The 23,742-nt window shown below is 39.2% G+C and carries 16 protein-coding genes; 5 read left to right on the forward strand and 11 right to left on the reverse strand.

Annotated elements, in window-relative coordinates:
• From WC955_05845 to WC955_05870, 6 genes are all read right to left on the reverse strand, one after another.
• The coding region (locus tag WC955_05845; protein ID MFA5858570.1) for an alkaline phosphatase at positions 1-258 on the reverse strand (258 nt) is incomplete at its 3' end.
• A 40-nt stretch (positions 259-298) separates the two neighbouring features.
• Positions 299-889 (reverse strand): GTP cyclohydrolase I FolE, encoded by a 591-nt coding sequence (gene folE / locus WC955_05850; GenBank protein MFA5858571.1) that lies wholly within the window; start codon positions 887-889, stop codon positions 299-301.
• Complete coding sequence (ftsH, locus tag WC955_05855) at positions 864-2,888, reverse strand: ATP-dependent zinc metalloprotease FtsH (protein ID MFA5858572.1); 2,025 nt, start codon at positions 2,886-2,888, stop codon at positions 864-866. Before ftsH ends, folE begins: the two co-directional genes overlap by 26 nt.
• A 43-nt stretch (positions 2,889-2,931) precedes the next feature.
• Positions 2,932-4,374, reverse strand: coding sequence for a tRNA lysidine(34) synthetase TilS (gene tilS, locus WC955_05860; GenBank protein MFA5858573.1), 1,443 nt, complete (start codon positions 4,372-4,374; stop codon positions 2,932-2,934).
• Positions 4,375-4,376: 2 nt separating this feature from the next.
• On the reverse strand, positions 4,377-5,723 hold the full coding sequence (locus WC955_05865; protein ID MFA5858574.1) for a hypothetical protein: 1,347 nt from the start codon (positions 5,721-5,723) through the stop codon (positions 4,377-4,379).
• Positions 5,723-7,231, reverse strand: a complete 1,509-nt coding sequence (locus WC955_05870) for a glycosyltransferase family 39 protein (GenBank protein MFA5858575.1) — start codon at positions 7,229-7,231, stop codon at positions 5,723-5,725. Before WC955_05870 ends, WC955_05865 begins: the two co-directional genes overlap by 1 nt.
• A gap of 185 nt (positions 7,232-7,416) precedes the next feature.
• Here WC955_05870 and WC955_05875 point away from each other — a divergent pair, with 185 nt between their 5' ends.
• Positions 7,417-9,102, forward strand: coding sequence for a CAP domain-containing protein (locus WC955_05875; protein ID MFA5858576.1), 1,686 nt, complete (start codon positions 7,417-7,419; stop codon positions 9,100-9,102).
• A 33-nt stretch (positions 9,103-9,135) separates the two neighbouring features.
• Positions 9,136-9,486: a hypothetical protein gene (locus WC955_05880; GenBank protein ID MFA5858577.1), complete on the forward strand. Its 351-nt coding sequence runs from the start codon at positions 9,136-9,138 to the stop codon at positions 9,484-9,486.
• A gap of 5 nt (positions 9,487-9,491) precedes the next feature.
• On the opposite strand, the gene WC955_05885 is transcribed toward WC955_05880, so the two are convergent.
• From WC955_05885 to WC955_05900, 4 genes are all read right to left on the reverse strand, one after another.
• A complete protein-coding gene (locus WC955_05885; protein ID MFA5858578.1) occupies positions 9,492-10,388 on the reverse strand; it encodes a redoxin domain-containing protein in 897 nt (298 codons plus the stop codon).
• A gap of 10 nt (positions 10,389-10,398) precedes the next feature.
• On the reverse strand, positions 10,399-12,483 hold the full coding sequence (locus WC955_05890) for a hypothetical protein (protein MFA5858579.1): 2,085 nt from the start codon (positions 12,481-12,483) through the stop codon (positions 10,399-10,401).
• Positions 12,484-12,485: 2 nt separating this feature from the next.
• Positions 12,486-17,822 carry a right-handed parallel beta-helix repeat-containing protein gene (locus WC955_05895; GenBank protein ID MFA5858580.1) on the reverse strand — a complete coding sequence of 1,779 codons (5,337 nt, stop codon included), beginning with the start codon at positions 17,820-17,822 and terminating at the stop codon, positions 12,486-12,488.
• Positions 17,823-17,982: 160 nt separating this feature from the next.
• The gene (locus tag WC955_05900) at positions 17,983-19,389 is read right to left on the reverse strand and encodes a hypothetical protein (protein ID MFA5858581.1); all 1,407 of its coding nucleotides are present in this window, start codon (positions 19,387-19,389) and stop codon (positions 17,983-17,985) included.
• Positions 19,390-19,541: 152 nt separating this feature from the next.
• On the opposite strand from WC955_05900, the gene WC955_05905 reads away from it, so the two are divergent.
• From WC955_05905 to WC955_05915, 3 genes are read left to right on the forward strand one after another with little or no spacing between them, the layout of a single operon-like run.
• The gene (locus WC955_05905; GenBank protein MFA5858582.1) at positions 19,542-20,405 is read left to right on the forward strand and encodes a sugar phosphate isomerase/epimerase family protein; all 864 of its coding nucleotides are present in this window, start codon (positions 19,542-19,544) and stop codon (positions 20,403-20,405) included.
• Between the two features lie 28 nt (positions 20,406-20,433).
• On the forward strand, positions 20,434-21,447 hold the full coding sequence (locus WC955_05910) for a Gfo/Idh/MocA family oxidoreductase (protein ID MFA5858583.1): 1,014 nt from the start codon (positions 20,434-20,436) through the stop codon (positions 21,445-21,447).
• A 33-nt stretch (positions 21,448-21,480) separates the two neighbouring features.
• Positions 21,481-22,992: a hypothetical protein gene (locus tag WC955_05915; protein ID MFA5858584.1), complete on the forward strand. Its 1,512-nt coding sequence runs from the start codon at positions 21,481-21,483 to the stop codon at positions 22,990-22,992.
• On the opposite strand, the gene aroD is transcribed toward WC955_05915, so the two are convergent.
• Positions 22,985-23,731: a type I 3-dehydroquinate dehydratase gene (aroD, locus tag WC955_05920; GenBank protein ID MFA5858585.1), complete on the reverse strand. Its 747-nt coding sequence runs from the start codon at positions 23,729-23,731 to the stop codon at positions 22,985-22,987. The genes WC955_05915 and aroD overlap by 8 nt on opposite strands.
• Positions 23,732-23,742 lie beyond the last annotated feature (11 nt).

A 23,742-nucleotide genomic window follows, 5' to 3' on the forward strand; every position in this document is an offset into this window, starting at 1 on the left:
AGCAGCGGAGTCCGTTACTAACCCGGAAGACGAGAGATTAACCATATAACCTGTATTACCCATATCCATAATTACTTGCATACCCAAGTCTCTACCAAGAATTAATTCAGAATAATATTTAGCAACTACAACCGACGCAGGGCCCATACCGTCACCAATCATTAAGACAACATTTTTCGCTGCATACGATGGGTCTGTAATGAAAGCAGTAATTGATAACAATAAAACAGTTATTATTCTAAACTGAACTTTTTCCATAAATCTCCTTATAATCTATTTCAAGAAATACAACTTTTTCTTATGACTGCGTTTTATTTATGAGTTGTAAAGCTTCCGCCCGTGCTTTAGCATCTTTCAAAAAAATCCCGCGTACCGCTGAAGTCATTACTGACGTCCCTGGTTTTTTTATACCTCTCATACTGAAACAAAAATGTTCAGCTTCCATAACAACCATTACTCCATGCGGTTTCACAACTTTTTCAATGGTTTCAGCAATATGCTTAGTCACGCGTTCCTGTAACTGTAATTTATGTGAGACAAGTTCCACAAGCCGTACAATTTTTGAGATTCCCAATAACCTCCTTTTTTTGGGAATATACGCGACATGCGCTTTCCCAAAAAACGGCAAGAGGTGGTGTTCACATAACGAATAAAACGGTATGTTTTTTAATAACACAATCTCTTCATATCCTTCTTCCTCGTAATACACTTTTAACACTTCTGACGGGTCAGATACCATCCCTGCCATAAATTCTTCATAAAAATTAGCGACACGCTTTGGAGTATTCTTCAACCCTTCACGATTAGGATTTTCTCCTATAGCCATTAAGAGTTCACGTATAGCAGCTTCAATCCGTTTCTTGTCAATTTCCTTTTTCACTGTTTTCATCTTTTTTCCCGGTACTTTCTATCGGCAATTCCTGTTGTGCCGCAACGGTTTCTTTCTTTACTTCATTCACTACCGTGTCCTCTGCTTTTTCTTCAGGCTTAACCACCTGAGGTTCAGCCTCTCCATATATATTTTCGACAGGAAAACCTAGGATTTTATTAACCTCATCCCCGTCAAGCACTTCATGTTCAACAAGTTCTGATGATAATTTATCAAGTTTATCGCGGTTCTTTATCAGCATATCTATTGCCTGATTCATACAGTCTTCAACAATACTCTTCACTTCTTTATCAATAAGTTTTGCGGTATCTTCGCTATACTCCCTTTGCTGAACAATATCGCGCCCAAGAAAAACTTCGCCTTCCTTTTTCCCGTAAGTCAACGGGCCAATTTTGTCGCTCATGCCGAATTCGCACACCATTTTATGAGCCATATCAGTCGCGTGAGTAAGATCATTTTGTGACCCCGTGGTAAGTTCTGAGAACACAACTTTTTCAGCAACATGCCCTCCCAGATACACTATGATACGGTTAATAATTTCCGTCTTTGTCGTAAGATACCTGTCTTCTGTAGGTAACTGTAAAGTATACCCCAATGCAGGCCCGCGCGGGATAATTGATACTTTATGCACCGGATCTGCACCGGGAAGCAGTTTTGCCAGTAATGCATGCCCTGATTCGTGATACGCAATAATGTTTTTCTCACGGTCAGATATCATCCTCGACTTGCGTTCAGGACCCGCGATTACGCGGTCAATCGCTTCTTCCATGTCACCATTTTCAACAGCCTTTTTATTTTTTCTCGCAGCAAGTAATGCCGCTTCATTAACCAAATTTGCGAGGTCAGCGCCAACAAATCCAGGTGTACGCCGTGCGATAGTCAATAGATTAGTTTTTTCATCGAGTTTAACTGTCCTCGCGTGTACTCTTAAAATTTCCTCGCGCCCCTTTAGATCCGGTGATGGTACAACTATATGGCGGTCAAAACGCCCAGGCCGCAGTAACGCAGGATCCAATACATCCGGCCTATTCGTTGCAGCAATAAGTATCACTCCTTCTTTTGTATCAAATCCGTCCATCTCAACAAGTAACTGATTTAGCGTTTGTTCACGTTCATCATGCCCACCGCCGATACCCGCAAACCTATGCCGGCCAACCGCATCAATTTCGTCAACAAACAGTAAACACGGTGCATTCTTTCGTCCCGTTTCAAAAAGGTCACGCACACGCGACGCGCCAACCCCAACGAACATCTCAACAAATTCTGATCCACTGGAAGAAAAAAACGGTACACCTGCTTCCCCGGCAACTGCTTTCGCTAATAACGTTTTTCCGGTTCCCGGCGCACCATATAGAATTACACCTTTGGGGATTTTACCACCAAGCTTTTGAAACTTAGCAGGATCTTTCAAAAACTCTATAATCTCCTGTAATTCTTCCTTAGCCTCATCCACCCCGGCAACATCTTTGAAGGTAATATTTTTTTTCTTATCGTTATACATCTTAGCACGGCTGCGACCAAACGAAAATACCTGTTTTCCACCGGACTGCGCGGGACGGAGCAACAACCACCACCAAATAAATATCAATATCCCAAATGGCAGGATGTTGTATATCAACAACTGCCACCACTTGTTTTCAATTTCACCGCGGTACTGCACCTTAGCAGCTTCCAAATTTTTTACGAGATCAGGGTCTTCTACCCGGGTAATATGAAAATTGCGTTTCTCTCCCTTATCAGTAACATACTTACCTTTAATCAGATCTTCTCTGATAATGATGTTTTCAATGATATTCCGGTTGTCTATCCCGCTAGTATACCTTGCCGAAACCTGTGTCTGTTTCTGCAAACGCTGCTGGAATTCGCTGTATGATAATTCATCATCCTTCATCATATCTTCTTTTTGAGAAAAAAGGTATGTCATCCAGAAAAGGAAAAGAAAACCGAGTGCCCATCCTAACCATGCCGGCCGTTGAGGTTGTTTATCTTTTTTTTCCATATTTTTTTAGTACTCCTAACTATAACACCTTCACCATGATTTTTTATATACTTTTTTCAATACGCAGTTCCAAAACCTTCTTTGTTTTTCCGGAAATCTTTACCTTATCATCTATTCTATAACCTGCTACCCAGTAAACCCTATGGCTTCCTTTCCCTGTCAATAAAACTAATTTACCTTTCTCCCATACCGGAATCTTTATATCCGTAAAAAACTTTTTAACGCTTTTCCGGCCATGCATTCCAAGAGGATAAAACCAATCCCCCGGTTGCCTACCACGAACAACCAGCGTTACGCCACGCAACTTATCATAATCCATTACCGCTTTGTAACCCGCCTGCCTCTTTACACTGTTCAGTTCATCAGTACGCGCGTTACGAACTTGTGAAAATATTGTTATCCCGCGCTGTTTATCAACGGTAACACACGGATACTTAAGTCTAATTTCCGTAATAGCGGCAACATCCTTTTTCCGTTGCCTCTGTTTGATCAAACAACTGCCGTAACTGCGGTAACACACCCATCCGCCACCAATGTCAATATATCCGCCAACCCGGCCATACTCAATAAACTCCACTAACTTTTTGATGTTACTAAATCCTATAAGGTTCAAGGATTGTAACAATTGGCCAATTAGTCGATGTTTAATAATACTATTATACTTCCTAAACCAATAAATATCAATCGCACATTTCCCTGTATATACTTTCACTGTCTTATGAAATGCGGAACTGACTTTATTTTGCCAAAACTCTTGTTCTTCACTCACTATTTCAGTTAACTGCGCGATATGCTCTTTAGTTCCCGGATTAACTTTTTCCATTAACGGTAAGATATTCCTCCGGATAAAATTGCGCTGATATTTTTCGTCAGTGTTGGTTTCATCTTCACGCCATTGATATCTCCCTGCCTCAAGGTACTCTAAAATCTCTTTCCTGCGAAGTTTAAGCATCGGGCGGAGTAATAACACTTTCTTTTGACCCTCAACTTTGTCTGACAGTATACGTTTTTGAGGTATCCCCGCAATTCCTTGAAGGCCGGTTCCGCGAATGAGGTTGAATATAACAGTCTCAGCGTTGTCATCCATCGTATGGGCTGTGAAAACATAAGGTATCCCGTTTCTGAACGCGTACTTAACGAGTTGCTCATACCTTATTTCACGTGCTGCGGTTTCGATACTCAACTTTTTTTTTCTTGCGTATCCCTTAACGTCAATCTTCGTAGAGAATAAATTACTTAACCCTAATTTATATGTAAGGTTTACCACAAATTGCTGGTCACGCATAGCGGTTTTACGAAGTTGATGATTAAAATGCGCTATATAAAGAGTTAATCCGTACTCCTGTGCCAGAGATTTTATAATGTGAAGCATGCATACAGAATCCGCCCCGCCGGAAACACTAAGCAGGACTTTACACCCATTAATCTTATAAGTGTTAAAAAAAATGCGTACTTTTTGATTGATACTAACAGCCGTTGTTTTCATTCTTACTTCAATCCGTAACTACTTTTTTCTTGCTTGTTTAAGCTAAGGGTATACACTCCGAGAATAACTGCTAATATTGTTACCATAAAGAATACCAACGGAATAACTTTATTCCCGCCCATTTCTTCTGTAAGAAAAGCTTGAGCAAATACCGTGCTGTTGAATAACAAAAATACAACAAGAGTTATATTCAGGAAAATAACAAAAAACTTTTTTCTACAGGTTTTTATCACCCGCAAGTTAAATATTACTGAAAAAAACAGTGTCCACAAAATCCAAGATATCCGCTGAGAAATATTTAAACCAGAAAAGTAGTAGAATATCGACGATGCCGGCTCAAGTGACAGTCTTGTGAATGAATAACTTTCATTTCTCGTGATACATAATGGCAAAACACGAGTAAATTTCGTGCCTATAGGTATTGGTGTATCTACTGCTGTAGCATAAGCATAACTATTTCCCCATCCGTGCCAATCTGTGGAAGACCATAATGTTAGTTTATACTTCCGGCAGGTATCAATTATCTCTTGTTGTTCAGCTTTTGTAATATATGGAAATCCACCGTTGACAATCTCGAATCCGTCAACACCATATCCCGCAAGAATATCAGGGCTTTTACCATTCTTATCATTCCACTGTTCTGCAACTATCACAGTACCGCCGTGTTCATGTGCCATAGATATTTTTCCGGGTACGTTTGACAACCAAAACTTTTCTTCATCCTTAACTGATAATTGCCCCATCTGCAGAAAAAGGTAGTGGTTACTTTCAAGATTAAGTTCCATATTCCCTGTATGGTTATTTTCTTCATGCTCCGTGATATACCATTCATTAAACCCCATATTCTTATGCCAGCGGTTATTATATTCAAAACTACGTATTCCATCATGCGATTGGAATGTATGGGAATGAATATCAACCAGTTTAAGTTTAGCCGAGTTTATGACAATTCTATTTGCACTAGACGGGAATAGGACACAAAACGCTATAAATACAAAAAAGTATAGTGCTGTAATACAAATAATAAATATAGAATTCTTCTTGCTTTTGATTATCCCAATTACAACAGATACTGCCAAAACCCAAAAAAATAAAGTAAATAACTGTATATTAATTTTTCGCCATTGGGAAACATACTCTACAGGGCCCAGTACCGGTTCAAATATATACCTCACGAATGAATATTTAACACCAAACATTGCAGAAATATCGTTTTCAGTTAATCCATACCGCATATCCGGTGGGGATAACACTTCAACCTTCGGGTGATATACTGGGAAAAAAGTTGTTATCAACACAAACACAATTATTATAGCAGGTAAAACAAAAACCTTAATATTTTGTTTCATTACGGGAATATACCACCCTTAAATTGTTTTAACAATAACGTATGTGTTTTCCTAATCATCGTATTATGGTATCTAACTTCTACTGGTTCAAGATTAACAGATTCTGCAAAATAGCTACCAATGACACCTTCAGAAGTCTCTAATCCCAACGCGTTATCACCCGTTTTAAACACAGGCTCTTTTTGAAAATAATCAAATCCACTTACCCGTGAGTTAAGATTCCTGCAAATAATTTTGTTTTTATAAACAGACCCTGTTTTTGTAAGATAAAACCTTAATTCAGATGCTAACTGGTACTGCGGAGTAAATATATACATATCACTACTGTTAGACGGTGATGCGCGTTCAGCAAGTACTGCAATAGTAGTTGCCCATTCCTGCCAGCCATAGACATGCCGGTACACTTCATTCTCTATTTTTTTACTGTACACACCGCTAAAACGCGGATAAAATATTATACATGTTTGGAAAACACTGAATACCACACCCGTTAGGACAATAGTTTTTACATACCATTTCCCTTTATTTTCAGTATACCATAAAGCTAAGAGTATACATGCCATAAAGTATGATGTTACCGGCCAGTTAGGCTCAACTCTTGCACGCGTACTTGTGTACGCAAAGAAAACAATGCCTGTAATAAAAGGTAACGATAGAATTATTAATAACGGGTTACGGTACTTCACCGCTTTATAAAAATACCATAACACTGTACCCAAAAATAATGTCCATAGTACCGGGCTTGCAATAAAAAGTTGCCCGCCAAAGAATAGTATCAGGTTTTCTAACGGTTTGCTCTCATATGTTTGTAAACCATGTTTCAACTGAAACCCGAATGACGCCCAATTATGTGTGGCATTCCATATGATTACCGGTGAAGCTATTAAAACAACAATCCCTGTAAATAATACCAGCTGTTTTAATCCCAATAATTTTCTGTACGGTTTGAAGAATACTACCACAACACCAAGTGTTGCGAGTATAAGTACTATCATATACTTAGACAATAACCCAAATCCTATGAAGACTGCTAAAAGGTACCAGTACTTTTCATCACTTGTTTTCACTAGTTTCACTAAAAAGTATATTCCTAAAGACCAGAATAGCATCAACGGCAAGTCAGGTGTTGCAAGAATTGACCCTACAAAAAATATTGGAATGATGTTAAGTAGTACAACAACGGTAAATCCCGCAACTTTTTTTGTTGTGAACTCCATAACAGTGAGATACCCTATAAGTGTTACTAGAAGAGATATGACCAAAGATCCCGCGCGTACACCAAGTTCGGTTGTCCCCAAAACACCTGTCCCTAACCTTATGACTTGCATAATAATCGGGGGATGGTCAAAATAACTTAATGCAGTGTTTTGCGAACATACCCAATAATACGCTTCATCCGGTACCAGATTAAGCGTTGCAGCAAATATAACCTTAACAAAAGTTAGCACAGCAAGAAATGCTAAGACAAACCATTCTTCTTTGATCAAATATTTTTTCACGTTTTCCATAAATAATCCAAACCTTATACTTTAGATTTTACTACAAGCACGACTATTTTGAAAGAGTATTAACACATATGTGATATATTTAACAATTGACAATCATATGGCTTTTGGTGTATACATATGTTTATATATATAAAGCTTTAAAAAATATTTTCAAACTAAAATGTTGTAGAAGGGACAAATTAATCATGAAAATAATATTTACTCTGTTTATCTTATGCATAACCATAAACATCTTTTCCACACCAACAGTCACAGCTTCCGGGGTTTACCTCGGCTGGGCATTAACAGAAAAAGAAAAAGAGTTGGCATTGAAATCAGAACTCGTACCATTACCCGAACTGGTATTAAACCCTAAAAATCATTCGGGCAAACAAATAATTTTTTTAGGCACAAAACCTACCTCCACATCAAATGACCCTGTGACGTTTACCCCGGAGTACGATTCAAACAGGGAACAGCATTTGGGATACCTGCTAAAAAGCCAGAACGTAGAAACTTTTGTCCCGGAGAAGTATTCCGCTGTGGTTGACCTCTACAAATTAAAAGATTTTTACACAAAACTAGGCAATAAAAACTCATTTGTCGTAATCGGTAAATACATGGGTACCATTAAAGTTAATGACGTTAAGTATCCATTGATAAAACCTGAACATGTGCGATTTATCTCTCCGGATGACCGTTCCGCAGAAAAAATGGTTAAATACATCAACGGTCAGCCTCAACCTTCTGAGAAGCTTCGTGAAGAACGGCTAGAGAAAGAACTTGATGACGCAATGGCTGTATTTGAAGACTTACTTGCTACTTCCGCACCGGCAGGTTCTCGTGATGACGCTTATAAGCAACAACGCTCAAATGAATATAAAAAAATCATTGCGGAAGTAATAATGACTGATTCTAGCCCATTAGAATCAGAATTTGAATCCTCAAAAAAACAACAAGCTTCGGGGAAAACTTATAACGAAACCGGCATCCTTCCGACAATACCCGATTTTGATATTGAGAAGGGACAGCAAACTGCTGATCAAAAAAAACAGCCTGTAGATTCAGGCCAAAAAATTCAGGCTTCCACTATTGTAAATAAAACGTTAGACACAAAACCTACTGCTCCAGCTTCTACCACAGGTTATTCCGGAGTTGATGAAATTGAGCGTATGATTTTGGATAAAGTAAATTATGAACGCACTTCGCGCGGCCTTGCGCCATTATTCTATAATTCATTACTAACTCAATCCGCTCGGCAGCATAGCAAAGAAATGTGTGACCTAAACTATTTTTCTCATTACTCACCAGTTGCAGAATATAAAGACGTTAGTGACCGTATAAAAAAAACCGGCGCAACTTTTTCGTATGTTGGAGAAAATATTTCGATGATGCCCCGGGGCAATGTAACAGGTTATGGGGTAGTAGAATCCGATGATCAGGCCTCAAGCGCGATACACACTTCCTGGATGAACAGCCCAGGACATCGTGAGAATATCCTTCGTCCAGAATATAATGCTATAGGTATTGGCGTATTTTTTTCAAACGGACAGTGGATGTCCACACAGAATTTCGCTAAAATCGATGTTTTCTTGAATGAAATAAAAACAATACCCGGTACCGCATCGGATAAAGTTAAACTTACCGTATCGGGTAAACTTGTGAGATCAGGCGGAAAGATAGGTTTATGGAGCAATAACACTTTTTTAGGCGATGCGCCGATGCAATCGAACGGTAAGTTTTCATTCGCCACGGAAATCAATAAAAACGGGCAGTTATATAGTATTGATATCGGTGTGAGCTCTTCCAGCGGCGGGTCATACAGTATGACAGACAAGTTTTTTGTAAATACCGCCAAACCGTTTGATACAATGATAACAACAGCTAATTAAACAGGAATTCATAGCATAGGGGGAGTAAAGAACATGAAACGTATCGCAGGAGCATTGTTAGTCGTAACTTTTTGTTTTAGCATGGTAATGAGTGCAGACGCACCGGAAAGTAATCTATTAAAGTTCAAAAAAATACTTTCAAGTTTACCAAAACCAAGTTCAACATCGGCCACAGGCTTAACCAACAAACAACGCACATCATTAGTCTATAAGATTGAACAACGCAGGATCGCGTGGTATATGTCGAATGAACTACAAAAACTTTTCAGTAGCATGGTAAAAGATCCAAAATATGTTGAAGAATTTTACACCCTGTTTACTGACCAGGAACTTGCCAGTTTAAACAACTGTCTCAGTATGATGAACGAAATTTACGGTAGGTAGAGGAATTACTCTCCGCCTTCAAGTTTGGCTTTAGCTTTACGAATACCGGCAGCAGCGAATTTATTTTCGGGATCAAGCTTCAAAGCTTCTTCCCATTTTGCTATTGCTTCTTTATATTGTCCCGCGCTGAAGAACCTTAACGCTTCGGTACTCAACGTTTTTGCTTGTTCCTTAACCTCAGCCGCAGCTTTTGCCGCAGCATCAACTGCCGCAGTACTTGTAGCTTCTGCTTTTGCTGCCGCAGCATCTTCTTCCGCTTTCTTTTGTTCCGCAATCATCTCAGGCGTAAGGTTGACTATCTTATCAAGTTTAGCACGTACTTCTTTATCAACTGTCTCACTATACCCTATATGCTTGTAAACCAACTTCCCAAGCTGGTCTATCACAAAAAGTGCAGGAAATTCCGCTACGCCCCATTTATCCGCTGTTCCTCTATCACTGTCAAAAAGTAATGGGATAGAAACACCTTTTTCTTCAAAAAACTTGAAGACCTCAGGTTTTCTTAAAGTATCTACACTCACCAAAAACATCTTCATCCCTTTACTTTTATAATCATCATAAATTTTTTGTAACACCGGCATTTCTTTCATACACGGCTTGCACCAGGTCGCGCAAAAGTCCAGCACTACAACATATCTCGGGTCACCTTCTTTAACCTTATCCCCACATAGGCGCGTAAGGAAAACATAGGTTTCATTAACGTCTTTTAAAATTAAATTGGGTACTTTAGTCCCTAATGCAGGACCGGCTTCTGCTGTTGGGTTTACAAGCGATTGTTCCCCACCAGCCGTCGGTGGAACTGCTTGCGCAGCGTTGACTACCGGTAATGCGGAACTAAATATGCATATACCTATAATCACCGAAATCAGTGCATTCAAACAAAACACATTTTTTTTTGTCATTTTTCTACCTTTACTTCCCTAAATATTTATCCACTAATGTCTTACCTACACGCTCACCGAGGTCTAACAATTCGCTCTTATTAGTCGTACGGTCTGTTACATACGCATCAATTTCCCCAGTCTTTGAGTCGATTATACGCAATGTAATAATATACATTTCGCCCATCTTATGTACGTACCCAAATCCCATTTTATCCACTTTCAATAACTGCCCTGCTTTTGCAGCGCATTTTTCATCAGAACAACCCATTGCTTCCTCGAACTTTTCTTGTTGCAATACTTTATCCATCTCGGAACGTTCAAGGAGTTTAAACTGTCTTGTGCTGGAGATACCTACACGCACAGAATCGCTGATCATTTCAGCTTCCTGAGCGGAAACACCGGCTTTGCCTGCCAGGCTTAATAACGCCATCCTGATTTTAACGTATTCACGGGTAACGTTAAGAGTTTCCTTTGCTATATTCCCGGCATTATCCGTAACTTCAATTTCTACCTTATTCAACCCAACCGCTAAACTGTGTTCGCGTTCAACCACATCTTTTACTTCCGGCAAAGGTACTTTATTAATCTTAATCTCTCTCACCCCGCCGGCATCTTCTATTGCAAAAACAAGTTTTATACGTTCCTCGGATACTGTTACAGTTTTCTTATCCGGTTCTTCTATCAAGATAGACGGCGGATCTTTATCTACGTTTACTTCCATATCTTTAGTGACGATATGATTCTTGACATCAACCGCTTTTATCTTCAATGTCGTCTTTGGCTGTTTTTCGGTCATTGCCACAGGATACGGTAATGATAGTTTAGTTACTAATTCTGTGGCATTCAACGTTTTACCGTTTACCACCAACTGCTTTATAGCAATATCATCCGTTGCAACGACATTAACATTTCCTTTCAATGTATTTACAAATAACTTTTTCTGTCCTTCAATCACTGGCGGGATTTCGTCTTCTTGTATCTTTTGAATTTCTTCAAGATACTGTTTCGCAGAAGCATTCTCTTCATCTTTCTTAAATACCTGTTTAAACATACTCGTTGCTTCTTTCAGCTTACCTGACAATACAAGTTGTTTACCGGCATTCAACAGACTTACAACCTCACCATGCAAAACAAACGCTTCTTTATCCTTGCCGAACTTCCAACTTGCTCCCATGCGATGGCTCCACCCGAGATCCGTATGCATCAACGCTGCGTAATCGAAAGTCAACCCGCCAGGTAATCCCAACCCTACACCAAATGACGGCCCTAGCGCACTACCGTATCCTCCGCGTAAAGAAATGCTGTATAATCTGATTTCCGCGCCAAAATTATAGTGCGTGCTTGTACCGTACATCTGTGTATCCATCGTTATCATTACCCAGCCAGAATCTATTACAATACCAATGTTTTGTCCCATAGGATAAACATCAGAACGGCCGTTGTATGTTAATGAAGGTTTCACCAAATTTATTGCGCTATACCCCAATCTTAACCAGTTCAACGGCATAGAATACACTCCAGCGTCGATACCAAACCCGTTGGTATTAATCTTATCAAACGATTTCATAAAAATCTTGGCATTAACTCCGACAGAAAGGAAAGGAAGCGTAGTTTGTGGCCCTCTTGTAAAGATAGTGAATGAATTGCCAAACATAAGCAGTGTATCCGATGCAACAACTTTTTCTCCGGTTAAATTACCGCCGCTGTCATATACACTTATTAACGGAGAGGAAATATTTGAGTACGATAACGCCCAGTTCCATGGCTTTAACCAGATGACCGGCCACCCGAATGACAATGTGTTATAACCAGCCTCTTCAAACAATATTGCGTATTCACCAATAAACTCTTTACGGTTTAGCATTGCAAGACTCGCGGGATTATAAAAAATTGCCGACGGGTCTTCTCCGACAGCAGAATACGCGTTACTCATCCCTTGCGACCTCACGCTACCGCCAAGACGGTTAAAATACCCGCCTTGTCCCGCATCGCCCTGTATTGACCCCGCAACACCTTGTATCGCCGCTGACGAAACGGATACAAAGTTACAGCTGACTGACACTACAACCAATGTTAGGATAGCAATTGTGTTTTTCATATAATTTTTAACCATTATTATTTCACCCCCACAATTATCTTTTGTGGTTTAGGCGCTTCCGATGTACCGGCAGTTGTTGCGTTTACTGAAGTGTTGATATATACAATGTACGCCCCAGCAGTAACCATCTCCCCTTTACCATTTTTACCGTCCCACACAACTTCATTGTTGACACCCTGAATTGCACCGGTTTCTCCGCCGGTATATTCTTGCGACCAAACAAGGCCACCTAAAAGGTCATATATTTTTAAGTTAACTTTCTTTATATAATTCGCGGTATCCCCTCCCGGGACGGTATATAAAATAATCGTATTACTCCCCGCATTGAACGGATTTGGGTAACAGTATGCTGTACTAGCCAGTGGTGTTTGGTATTCGATAACCCTGAACTCTGTTAAGTGATCCACATATGCGGTAACTGTTTTGTTTGTGGTATCCACCGTAGAATCTTTAATTGGAGTCCAGAGACTAGTTGTTGTACTATAATACGCTAATTTTAGTTTATATGCCTTTACTCCTGCTGGTAATCCTGAGTCAGTATACGGAATAACAATTTTAATTTTTTTATTGAATGATGTAACTCCACCGGATAATGTTATATTTTTCGTAAAATTAGTGAATGTCAGTATACCATCAGCTTTACTGCTTGAATTGTTTAATGTAGACGGTGTGGTAATCGTTATTTGTACTGAATTACTGACCGCACCGGAAGGTATCTCGATAACAGCACCATCGCCGGTAATAAACCTATTATCCGCGCTTGAAGATACTGTAGTTTTTATTTTAAACATAAAGTGTTTGGGGCTAGTTGTAAAATTACCTGTTTTATCTGCTGCTGCTAAGTGAAAATACCATGTCCCGTCTGCAAGATCATAATAACGCATAATACTTTCTGTGCTTCCCAATGAACTGCTGGCAGTAGTAGGCGCGGTTAATTCATTGTGATCAAGTATGTAATAGTATTTATCTACCCCTGAACCTGTATCCGTTGCAGCAAGCCAATTGAGAGAAACCGTTTTTTCCATGTATTCCACGCTACTGCTGGGATGTGTATCTGAATACAAAGTTCCCAAAACCGGTTTTACTGTATCATAAACCACACCGTCGCTAGAAGCCCATTCACCGTACACACCAGCAGAATTTTTTGCGCGTACACGCGCATAATATACCACGTTTTGTTGTGCCCCGGAAATTGTATGCTGATAAATTATGGTTGACGGGCTAACAGTATACTTAGTATTAACAACACTTGCCCCACCTGGGAAAGTTCCTATCTGTAATTCAAACTCAAGTGCAGTATTTGCCGCGCCTTTTGTCCAGTTAAATGTGATACTTGTAGACTTTATATAATTCCCTTCAGATGAATACGGTACACCAGGTAGTCCCGGGCCTGTCATCACTTTAATCGTATCCGTATACCCGCTCAGTACACCATCGCCATTATACGCAGCAACTTTGAACCAGAAATCAGCTTCTGTGTACAAACCATAAACAGTATGTGAGGTTATGTTAAGGTTTTTATTATAACTTGCGCTATAATACCACGGACCGTTTTGCGATCCTGAAGATGCAAGTACTGTATATCTCGATCCATCACCTGTCCAAGTGAGCATTACACTGGTTGACCCGCTAAAACCTGTTAGCGCAGACGGTTCGGTTGCAAGAGTATATACGCTTTGTTTTGACGACGCACGGGTTGTAGAATCCATATTGTATGGTTTTACATACCTTGCATACTGGCTGTTCGAAGATAGCCCTGTTTCAGTAAAAATAGTTGTCCCTGCAGATAATAACGAACTTATCGTACTATTAGCGTCGTTATAAACATAATAACCATTTGTCGCTTCAGGAATAGTCGTCCACGTCCATACTATTGTGTTTGTAGAAATTGACGTTCCAATAAAACTACCCGGTCGTGGAAGTCCAAATGAATCTTCTGTGAGATAAGGATTGTATGTCATCGTACTATAATAACCAGAGTAGAACTTACTTTTTACCGGACCAGTTGCGCTTCCCCAATAATTATTTGCTGCATTAATTATTGAATAGTAATACGCGTAAATATCGTACGAATAATTATTCTTAAATGTTGAACTTGTAATGTTTATAACACAAGGTTCGCTTGCATTATAACCATAAGCATATATTCCATACGAACTACTGTTTGTAATTGCACAATTGGTTATATTTATCTTTGGACAATAATACGCGTAAATATTGTAATTGCTTGCATAACTTATTTTACAGTAGTCGAGATACGTTTTATCCGGCATTGTACCTCTATAGAAATAAATTCCATTCCATGTAGTAGCAGTTAATGATGAGTTATAATCTTTCGCTCTGGTAAGTTCAACTATTGAGTCTTCTGTCCCACGAACGATCAACGCGCCGTTATAGTTTTCATAACTGCTATACCCAACCTGAATTCCAGCGCTTGAGTTAAATCCAACTTTTGTCCCAGGATTTATTGTTAAACTAGCATATGTATCACTAGCACTATCTTGATCGTATATATAAACTGTACCTTGCACATAGTACGGGATTCCCTGGTTTGACCATTCAGCAGTCGTGCTTATAAGCCCTCCGGCAACATAAATGAATTGATATGTGTTCCCAATATAGGTATTACCCTTGCCTAATGAAAGAGTACAGGGCATATACACTGGATAAGTTGCATTATTTCTGAAAACTGTATTAGAAATGTCACCTGTACCCGCTGCACAGTATAAACCATAACTTGCACAGTTTTCAATAATTGAATTATCAAGAATAATATGCCCGTTATTTGACCCTATACCGTAACTGTAACTGTTTAAAATGACACAGTTTCTTAGAGTGACCGTTGAATAATTAACATACACTATTGAACTGTTACCTCCATACCCTGCATTACGAAGGACGCAATATTCTAGTACACAATTATCGTAATCCGCGTAGTTGTTAAAAGTTATACCTTCCCAATTGTAAGACCCGCCAACGGGATTTGTTGCTGTTAAGGTTACGCTCGAAAGTTCCACACCAGCGATTCTTAATGCACCGTTTTGTCCGGAACTTGAACTTCCACCTACAGTAATACCAACACCGTTACCAAAATTGACTGTAACTCCTGCCATAATAGTTAATACTGCGGAAGTAAGAGGATTGCTGTCATTATCGTAAATACTTACATCACCGGTTACTTTGTAAGTGAACCCGTTATTTGCCCAGGTAGTATTCTTTGAAACAACACCTCCAGATACTTCAAGTTCTGTCCCACCATAGTTTGTAAAGACATTGTCAGATGCAAGGGTTGTAGCTGCAGAGATCGCAATCGGATTACCGGTGATATCAGAAATTGTATTTCCCGAGATATAAGACTCTCCTGCAGAGATTTGTATGCCATAAGAGGTTATGAGGTTAATCTTATTTCTGGAGATAATTGAATTACTATTTGCTGCATAGATACCAATTGAACTGCAATAACTCACCGTGGAATCGTAAATCTCAAATTTTCCGTAACTTGAATAAATACCATAATTTGTTTGCTTTATTAAACAATTACGTAATACCACACTGGCAGAATTGTAGTAACAATAAATACTTCCGTACCCGTTATACCCGGCATATTCTATATTACAATAAGACATTGTCGATGTTCCTGCGTATTGACTAAAAACAATATTCCGCCATGAAGCTGATGTAGGTGACGTTGCATTACTTGTAAAAGTTATTGGTTCAGCCACCGTACCTGATGCGATGAAGATACCGTTCTGCCCGGAACTGTTATTACCTATATTCAATTGCCCGTTTGATGAAAACTTTAATACTACTCCAGGTTGAATTATCAGTTTCGCAGTAGTAAAATTTGACGTATCTACATCATAAACGTTAACGGTACCATTAATATTGTATACCAACCCGGATAATTTTGACCATATGCATGTACCATTAATCGTACCTTGAGTTATTTCAATTTCCTGATTACTATTACCAGTAATAACGTTATCCGCATCTATGTTAATCTCCGGCGATACAGATAACGGATATGAACCATTCCCCGTTATTTTATTAGCTTTTATTAATGCATCACCGCAACTCGTCATATACATGCCGTACGTACCGTTTGTTGATACAACACAACTCGATATAGTTATTCCCGACGCACCGGAAATATACATCCCGTATGTAGTGTTCAACGTAATCGTGGAATTATAGACCGTCATCGGAGCATTAGTATTGTATATCCCGTAATAAGCACTGTTACGTATTACACAATCATTTATTGCCGGGGCTTTAGAATTACAATAAATGTTACCATACCCGTTATAACCGCCATATTCAATAATACAATTACTTAATGCAGAACCATCACTGTATTGATTAAAAATTAATCCTCTCCAGTTACTCCCCGAAGTACCGGTATTATTAGAAAAAGTTATGGGGTTCCCACTGGTACCTGATGCTATGAGTATACCGTTATACCCCATCGTACTGTTCCCGGTAGTAATTGAACCATCCGAAGTAAATTGTACCGTGACACCCGGCTGAATGGTAAGTACCGCGTTTTTTGTTATGAAACCATCCTGGTCATCAATCGAGATATTACCAGCAACATAATAAGGTAATCTGTGGTTAAACCATGTTTTGTAATCTTTTATTGTACCGCTATTCAATTCTATACGCTGGTTAGTATTAGTCCCAAAAGTATTGCTGGTGTCAAGCATTATTGTAGGAATCATATTAACGGGTGTGTTGTTACCTGTAAAGTAGCACGCAGTAACTGTCGGAGAACTTGTACCTGTAATATATAACCCGTAACTTCCGTTTCCTGAAAATGTGCAGGAACTTATCAACGGACTTGCAGTACCGGTAACTATCATACCGTAGTTGTAACTGCTGGTTATTGTAGAATGTATTACCGTAATACGAGAGTTCTCGATTATTATATTACCATAATTAGAGTTACCATATTGCCCTGCATTACTGACAATACAATAATCCATTGTTGAATAAATATCCGCTGTGGTATTGAAAGTTATACCTTCCCAGGTATTCGACGCGTTTGTACTGCCTGTGAATTTAATTGGTTGGCTTGCTGTCCCTATAGCGCGAAGGCCTCCTTTAGAAGTACTATAGCCTAAGTATAACCCACAGTTTGAATTAAACTTTACTTCCACACCGGGTTCTATGTATAACAACGGCTCATTTGTACCGTAAACATAAACATCACCTATAACATTAATTGGGCTATCCACAAGAGCCCATGTTGTAGTTTGGGAAATTGTCCCACTTACATTCAACGCTGTTGCATAGGAAGGAATTAACAATAACATACCTATAACAGGAAATAATAAATACATCCTTTTTCTCAACATAAAATTTGTTACCTCAATAATTTTTAAAATATAAGATCTTAAGCTCTACCTTGTATTAATGCATATTATGGTTATTATATAACTGTTAAAGTTGATAAGTCAATAAATCAACAATGTGAATAAGGTCACAATATTACTGAAAATTGTTGTTTTAACTAACTCAATACGAATCCAGTGCTGTGAACATAAGACCCATTAACGGTAGCCAGATAAAGAACCAGGGTATCGTACCCATTATACCTTCATCCCTTCTGACAAAAGTTAAGTTCAGGCTCGAAGTTAGCTCGTACCCCGGTTGAGTTCCAAAAACCGGATATCTGGCAGATAGGTCCAGGCTGAAAGCTTCGCTCATCCTCAACATCAACCCGCCTTGTACTGCCAATGAACTATACCACTGCCATTCAAACATATCCCTAGTACCATTTACTGTAGGTGTAGTTCCGGGAAATGTTAATGCACCCCAAGTGTATGCTATCCCCCAGTATAACGGTTTTGGGAATGAAAAACTTACATCCCAATCCATCTCCCAGTACCCAAGTTCTTTTAAAGTATAGACAGGATAGTTGTAAGAATAGGTGGCATAATTATACGATACGGTGCTATCTGTTATGGTTGCTTTAGGATAATTACGTAGGTGTGTGCTTCCAAACCCGAACCCGCCACGCATAATCAATCCCTCTACTTCAAATGCGTTAAGGCTTACCATTGAAAAATACGGGCCTGACAACATGAAAGACGTGGTTAATCCCTGTAGTGTCATCGGTAAATTTGTCTGAGTATTTGATCCCATATAATATCCGAATACCGGTGTACTCCAAGCATTAATTTTGCTTACTGGGTCTAACAATACCTTAAAATTAGGATCTATTATCATTGTCCTGTATGAAACCCCGAACCCTCCAACGTCATCATTATCATCGTATCCAAGTGATCCACTAGGCATCCGCACACGAGGAGCACTGATACGAGGAGAAGCACTCGATGATGAACGACGGGATACTACAGGAGTTTCCGTAGTATCTGTAATTTTTTTTTCTGATGCCGTAACCGGTTTTTGCACAGCCTTTAAATCTACCTGTTTACCTATAACATCAGAAATAACGTCTTTTGTCATTTCTCTTGATTTATCAAATACGGAGGTAAGGTCCGGACAACTTCCCCGGCGCATACTAAGAATTTCACCAGTACCCACATCAACTATTTTCAGGATTATCTGATACTGCCCTTCGAATTTGCCTATACTCCCGAACCCCATCTTTTCAACTTTTAGTAAACTACCAGCTTTTGCAGCACAGGATTCGTCGTTACAGATAGAATCCTCAAACTGCTGGTTACCCAACATTTTCGCCATCTCCGTGCGTTCCAGCATCCTAAACTCACCTGAATCAAGAAAATGCCCACGGAAAAAGTCACTGGTTACAGCTGCATCTTCAGCTGATACACCTGGTTGAGCTTTGAGGTCAAGAATAGCTATTGAGACCTTTTCAGCATAAACCTGCGCAGGTATCAGCATCAGAATCAATGATAGGATACAGGACAATTTCACCACCGTTGTTCTTTTAAACATTTAATTAACTCCTTAAAATTATTAAACTCAGCAACATACTAAATTGACAAAACGTTTAAATATTTTATATATTTACGTGATGTTAAGTCAATAAATATAACAACAAAAAGTTGTAGTGTTTTCCTAGAGTTAGAAAGGATATTGGTAGTAACATGAAAAAAGGTATTAGTTATTGGTCATTTCAGAATTCCGGGTTGTCAGCAATAAATGCTATTGATAATGCAAAAATTGCTGGGTTTGAGGGTATAGAATTAACTCTGGAAGAATCAGGGGATACATTAACGCTGAACTCTACTGACGCACAAGTTAAAGATATTGCGGGATATGCAAAAGAAAAAGGAGTGAGTATCCCGTCAATAGCTACAGGCATGTTTTGGTCAAATTCACTAACAGCAAACAATGATAGTGTCGCAAAAAAAGCGTTTGATATTGCAGTACGCGAACTTGAACTTGCCGCTGTTATAGGAGCAAAAACTGTATTAATAGTCCCTGGTGCAGTGGACGTGTTTTTTTTGAAAGATGCGGAAATTGTCTCTTATGACGTTGTATATGCACGTTCATTAAAAGCTGTCTCAAAACTCGCAAAAATTGCAGAAAAACTGAAAGTCAACATCGGTTTGGAAGAAGTATGGAACAAGTTTTTGCTCAGCCCGTTGGAGATGCGTGATTTTATTGATAAGATCGGCAGTAAGTTTGTCGGTTCATATTTCGATGTTGGTAATGTTGTGCCGTTTGGGTTTCCTGAACAGTGGATACGCATACTTGGGCATCGCGTAAAAGCTGTGCATCTAAAAGATTTTAAGAATACAGGGTTTGATGGTAAAACCGGCCTTGTGGACGGTTTCTGTGACCTTGAAACAGGTGACGTAAATTGGAAGAATGTCATCTCTGCGCTTAAAGACATCAAATATGACGGATATCTTATTGCTGAAATGGTTCCGCCGACTTCCAATGTTTCAAGGGAGAACCTTATTCCTAAAACATCAAAAGCTATGGATCATATTTTGAGTTTATAAATACATTTATATTCAAGGAGAACACAAAATGGTAAAAGTTGGTATTATAGGTATAGGGTTTATGGGGAAAACGCATTTTGAGTGTTACAAAACAAACTCAAATGCGCAGATTGTAGCTATCGCGGATATCAATGAAAAAAAAATAACCGGTGACTGGTCGGAGATTGGAGGGAATATTGGTGACGGTAAAGTTAAACCCGTAGACCTTACCGGCATAAAAACTTTTAAAACCGCGGATGACCTTATCAACAACTCGGACGCTGACCTCATAGATATTTGCCTGCCAACGCATTTACACGCGGAATATGCGATTAAAGCGTTACGGTCCGGGAAAAACGTTATGTGCGAAAAACCTATTGCACGAACATCAAGCGATGCACAAAAAATTATTACCGCATGGAAAAAATCAAAGAAAAAACTTATGGTCGGACATTGTATACGTTTTTGGCCGGGGTATGATATCGTAAAAGAATATATTACCAATACAACGTTTGGTAAACCGCGATTCGCTATTTTCCGCAGGGTATCTACCGCACCGATATGGTCCTGGGACAACTGGTTGATGGATAATAACCGCAGCGGCGGGTGCGCACTTGATATGCATATACATGACATAGATGCTGTAACATACTTTTTTGGAAAACCGGATACAATACTCGCAAACGGTGTAGTCACATCCAATCGGGTTGACCATGTAATGGCAACTTATAAATATGATAACGGTATGATAGCACTCGCGGAAGGTAAATGGGAAACACCAACCTGTTTTCCGTTTAACATGGCATTTTGGATAACTTTCGATACCGCGGTGGTTGAGTTTGAATCCGCAAAATCTAACCAATTGGTTATTTACCATAACGACGGTAAAAAAGAAGTTATTGACCTCCCGGGTGAGACCGGCTGGCAACGCGAGATAAATTATTTTATTGATTGTATAACAAAAGACAAACAACCCGGAGTAGTTACCCCTATGGATGCTAAAGTAAATCTTGACATTGCACTCAAAGAAATTGCTATACTAACAAAAACAAAGCAGTTATAAATTTGTCTTGTTTATGAAAGGAATAAAGTACTGATGTTAAAGAAAATGTTCGTTTTAACCGTCACAACGGCAATAGTTGCGGGAGTAATAACAGTCTCTGCACCCGTACCTGTTTTTGCAGCGGATACTCGACCGGAATGGGTAATAAATTTCGTGAATTACGATAAGCCCGGTATAATTTACGGTACGTCATTTTCCGCGTATGATAAACGGAAGAAGGAAACTAAAAAAGTTGCGCGGGATACCGCCTATGCAGATGCATTACAAAAAATGGCTTCCAAACTGGAAACTACAGTACAGAGTTCCGTACAAACACAATTGCAGAATGAAATTGAACAAGTCTCCGGCAAGAAACCAAAGGAAATTACAAAGGAGTCGTTGGATAGCGTTACAAAAGTGTTAATCGACAGTGTCCTCGGACGTAAACAGTTTGAAGAATGGGTTGATGAAAAAAAAGGCGAGTACTGGGTACACGCATATATGACTGTAGCTGAAGCCAACCGCGCATTGGAAGAAGCCCTGAAGAAACGAAAAGAAGAAAATATTGCAAAACTAAAATCTGCAGTGGATGTCAACGACGCAGCGGAAATTGCATTGGCAAATGGCGATATATCCACTGCGTTTGATCAGTACAATGCTGCATTAAAACTTATTTCCGGGATTTCCGGCGCGATTTCTTTGGAAAACGGTGTTAGTAACCTTGAGATAAAACCCAAACTTGAGAACCGGTTTAAGGAAATTATTACCAGCATAAAAACCGTGGGTTATGGCGATAACCAGAATGTACAGTTGAATCAGGGGACAGAAAAACCATTAACCGTAAAAGTTTATTACACTCTAAAAGGCACAAATATTGCGGCAAAAAATGTACCATTGGTTTATTCTTTTACACAAGGAAGCGGCGAGCTTGACCAGCGCGTACGTACCGATGAAGAAGGTATGGCACGTGCAAAAGTTATCAATGTCACTACCGAAGGACAGAATGTAATCACGGCAACATTTGATCTTGATGAGTTAAGTAAAATCCATCCGTCCTTTGTCCTGCTGACAGGATTGAAAGCAAAGTTTACGGTAAATGCAATCTCACAAAAACAATCAAAACGTTTATATGTCGCTATTGAAGAATTAAACTTTGAATCCCCGCGTTCGGATTCATATATTGGTACGGAACTTAACCGCATACTCGTGGAAAACGGGTATAAAGTCGTCACTGCAAGACAGGTGGGTAATGCTGAACCTACGGAAGAAGGATTAAAAGGTAAGGTCGAAGTATTGATCTCAGGAAAAGCTTCTACTGAATATATCGGAGATACAATGCCTCTACCTGACGGTACAGTTATGAAATTTAATCCATCCTCCCGCGCAAAAGTTACTATCGAAGTTATTGATATAGTCACAGGTAAAGCGATTGGCAGCGTTACTGAAGCCGGGATAAAAGGGTTTGGAAGAACAAAAGAAGAGTCCGGTGATGAGGCATTAAAGAAAGCCGCACAAAAGGTTTCAAAGTCCGTGATGATTCAGGTAGAAAAAGCGTTCGCTAAATAGAATGTAACCGATTATAAAAACATTTTAGGCTTTTTAGGGATACTTGTCCCGATGCATTTTGGGATTTTAGGTATGCATACGTTAGTTGTGAACCATAAATAAATCCAAGTATTCTTGATATCGTACCTAACGAGGTCATAGACACCACTGCAAGCCGAGGTTTGGTATTATTATTCGCTCTACAGAAGTTTAATAACCTCCATACATCATGTTGGTTTTTAGGTACTACTGCGAGTTTGACGATATCTGCATTAAACTTTTTTCCTCGAACAAGAAACCTAGACAACGCTGTATTACTGGGTGTACCCGAAAAGTTGTGATACGATACCACAACTTTTTTGTTTAATTTCTTCACACGGGATATCACTTCACGGATTATTTTATTCGAACTTAGTTCAATATCCACAAAATCCACATATTTGATGAGCATGAGATACGCTTTTTTTCTAATATTATCACTTAATTTTTTATCAACAACAGCTGTCCTGCGCATACCATTTTCTTTTGGTGAACGTACTGTTAACAACACTCCGCATTTAACTGAGTGCTTGATCTCCACCGCTATCGCACATATTTTATCTAATGATATTCCTGCTAATAAATATTTATCCACCCTCAATTCCACTATATCTGCCCCGGCATGCGCAGCTGCTTTTACAGCAACAATGATTTTTGAGGGAACCGTGAATTCAATCGGAACAACAATAGAAGACAGTATGTATTTATTAGTTATTTTCATAACTTTATAAT

This window comes from Elusimicrobiota bacterium (assembly GCA_041658405.1).
GTDB lineage: Bacteria > Elusimicrobiota > UBA5214 > JBBAAG01 > JBBAAG01 > JBBAAG01.

Bases quoted from the DNA above. Each gene is read 5' to 3' on its own strand.
- folE (MFA5858571.1), bottom strand. From the start codon at position 889: ATGAAAACAGTGAAAAAGGAAATTGACAAGAAACGGATTGAAGCTGCT.
- ftsH (MFA5858572.1), bottom strand. From the start codon at position 2,888: ATGGAAAAAAAAGATAAACAACCTCAACGGCCGGCATGGTTAGGATGG.
- tilS (MFA5858573.1), bottom strand. From the start codon at position 4,374: ATGAAAACAACGGCTGTTAGTATCAATCAAAAAGTACGCATTTTTTTT.
- WC955_05865 (MFA5858574.1), bottom strand. From the start codon at position 5,723: ATGAAACAAAATATTAAGGTTTTTGTTTTACCTGCTATAATAATTGTG.
- WC955_05870 (MFA5858575.1), bottom strand. From the start codon at position 7,231: ATGGAAAACGTGAAAAAATATTTGATCAAAGAAGAATGGTTTGTCTTA.
- WC955_05875 (MFA5858576.1), top strand. From the start codon at position 7,417: ATGAAAATAATATTTACTCTGTTTATCTTATGCATAACCATAAACATC.
- WC955_05880 (MFA5858577.1), top strand. From the start codon at position 9,136: ATGAAACGTATCGCAGGAGCATTGTTAGTCGTAACTTTTTGTTTTAGC.
- WC955_05885 (MFA5858578.1), bottom strand. From the start codon at position 10,388: ATGACAAAAAAAAATGTGTTTTGTTTGAATGCACTGATTTCGGTGATT.
- WC955_05890 (MFA5858579.1), bottom strand. From the start codon at position 12,483: ATGGTTAAAAATTATATGAAAAACACAATTGCTATCCTAACATTGGTT.
- WC955_05895 (MFA5858580.1), bottom strand. From the start codon at position 17,822: ATGTTGAGAAAAAGGATGTATTTATTATTTCCTGTTATAGGTATGTTA.
- WC955_05900 (MFA5858581.1), bottom strand. From the start codon at position 19,389: ATGTTTAAAAGAACAACGGTGGTGAAATTGTCCTGTATCCTATCATTG.
- WC955_05905 (MFA5858582.1), top strand. From the start codon at position 19,542: ATGAAAAAAGGTATTAGTTATTGGTCATTTCAGAATTCCGGGTTGTCA.
- WC955_05910 (MFA5858583.1), top strand. From the start codon at position 20,434: ATGGTAAAAGTTGGTATTATAGGTATAGGGTTTATGGGGAAAACGCAT.
- WC955_05915 (MFA5858584.1), top strand. From the start codon at position 21,481: ATGTTAAAGAAAATGTTCGTTTTAACCGTCACAACGGCAATAGTTGCG.
- aroD (MFA5858585.1), bottom strand. From the start codon at position 23,731: ATGAAAATAACTAATAAATACATACTGTCTTCTATTGTTGTTCCGATT.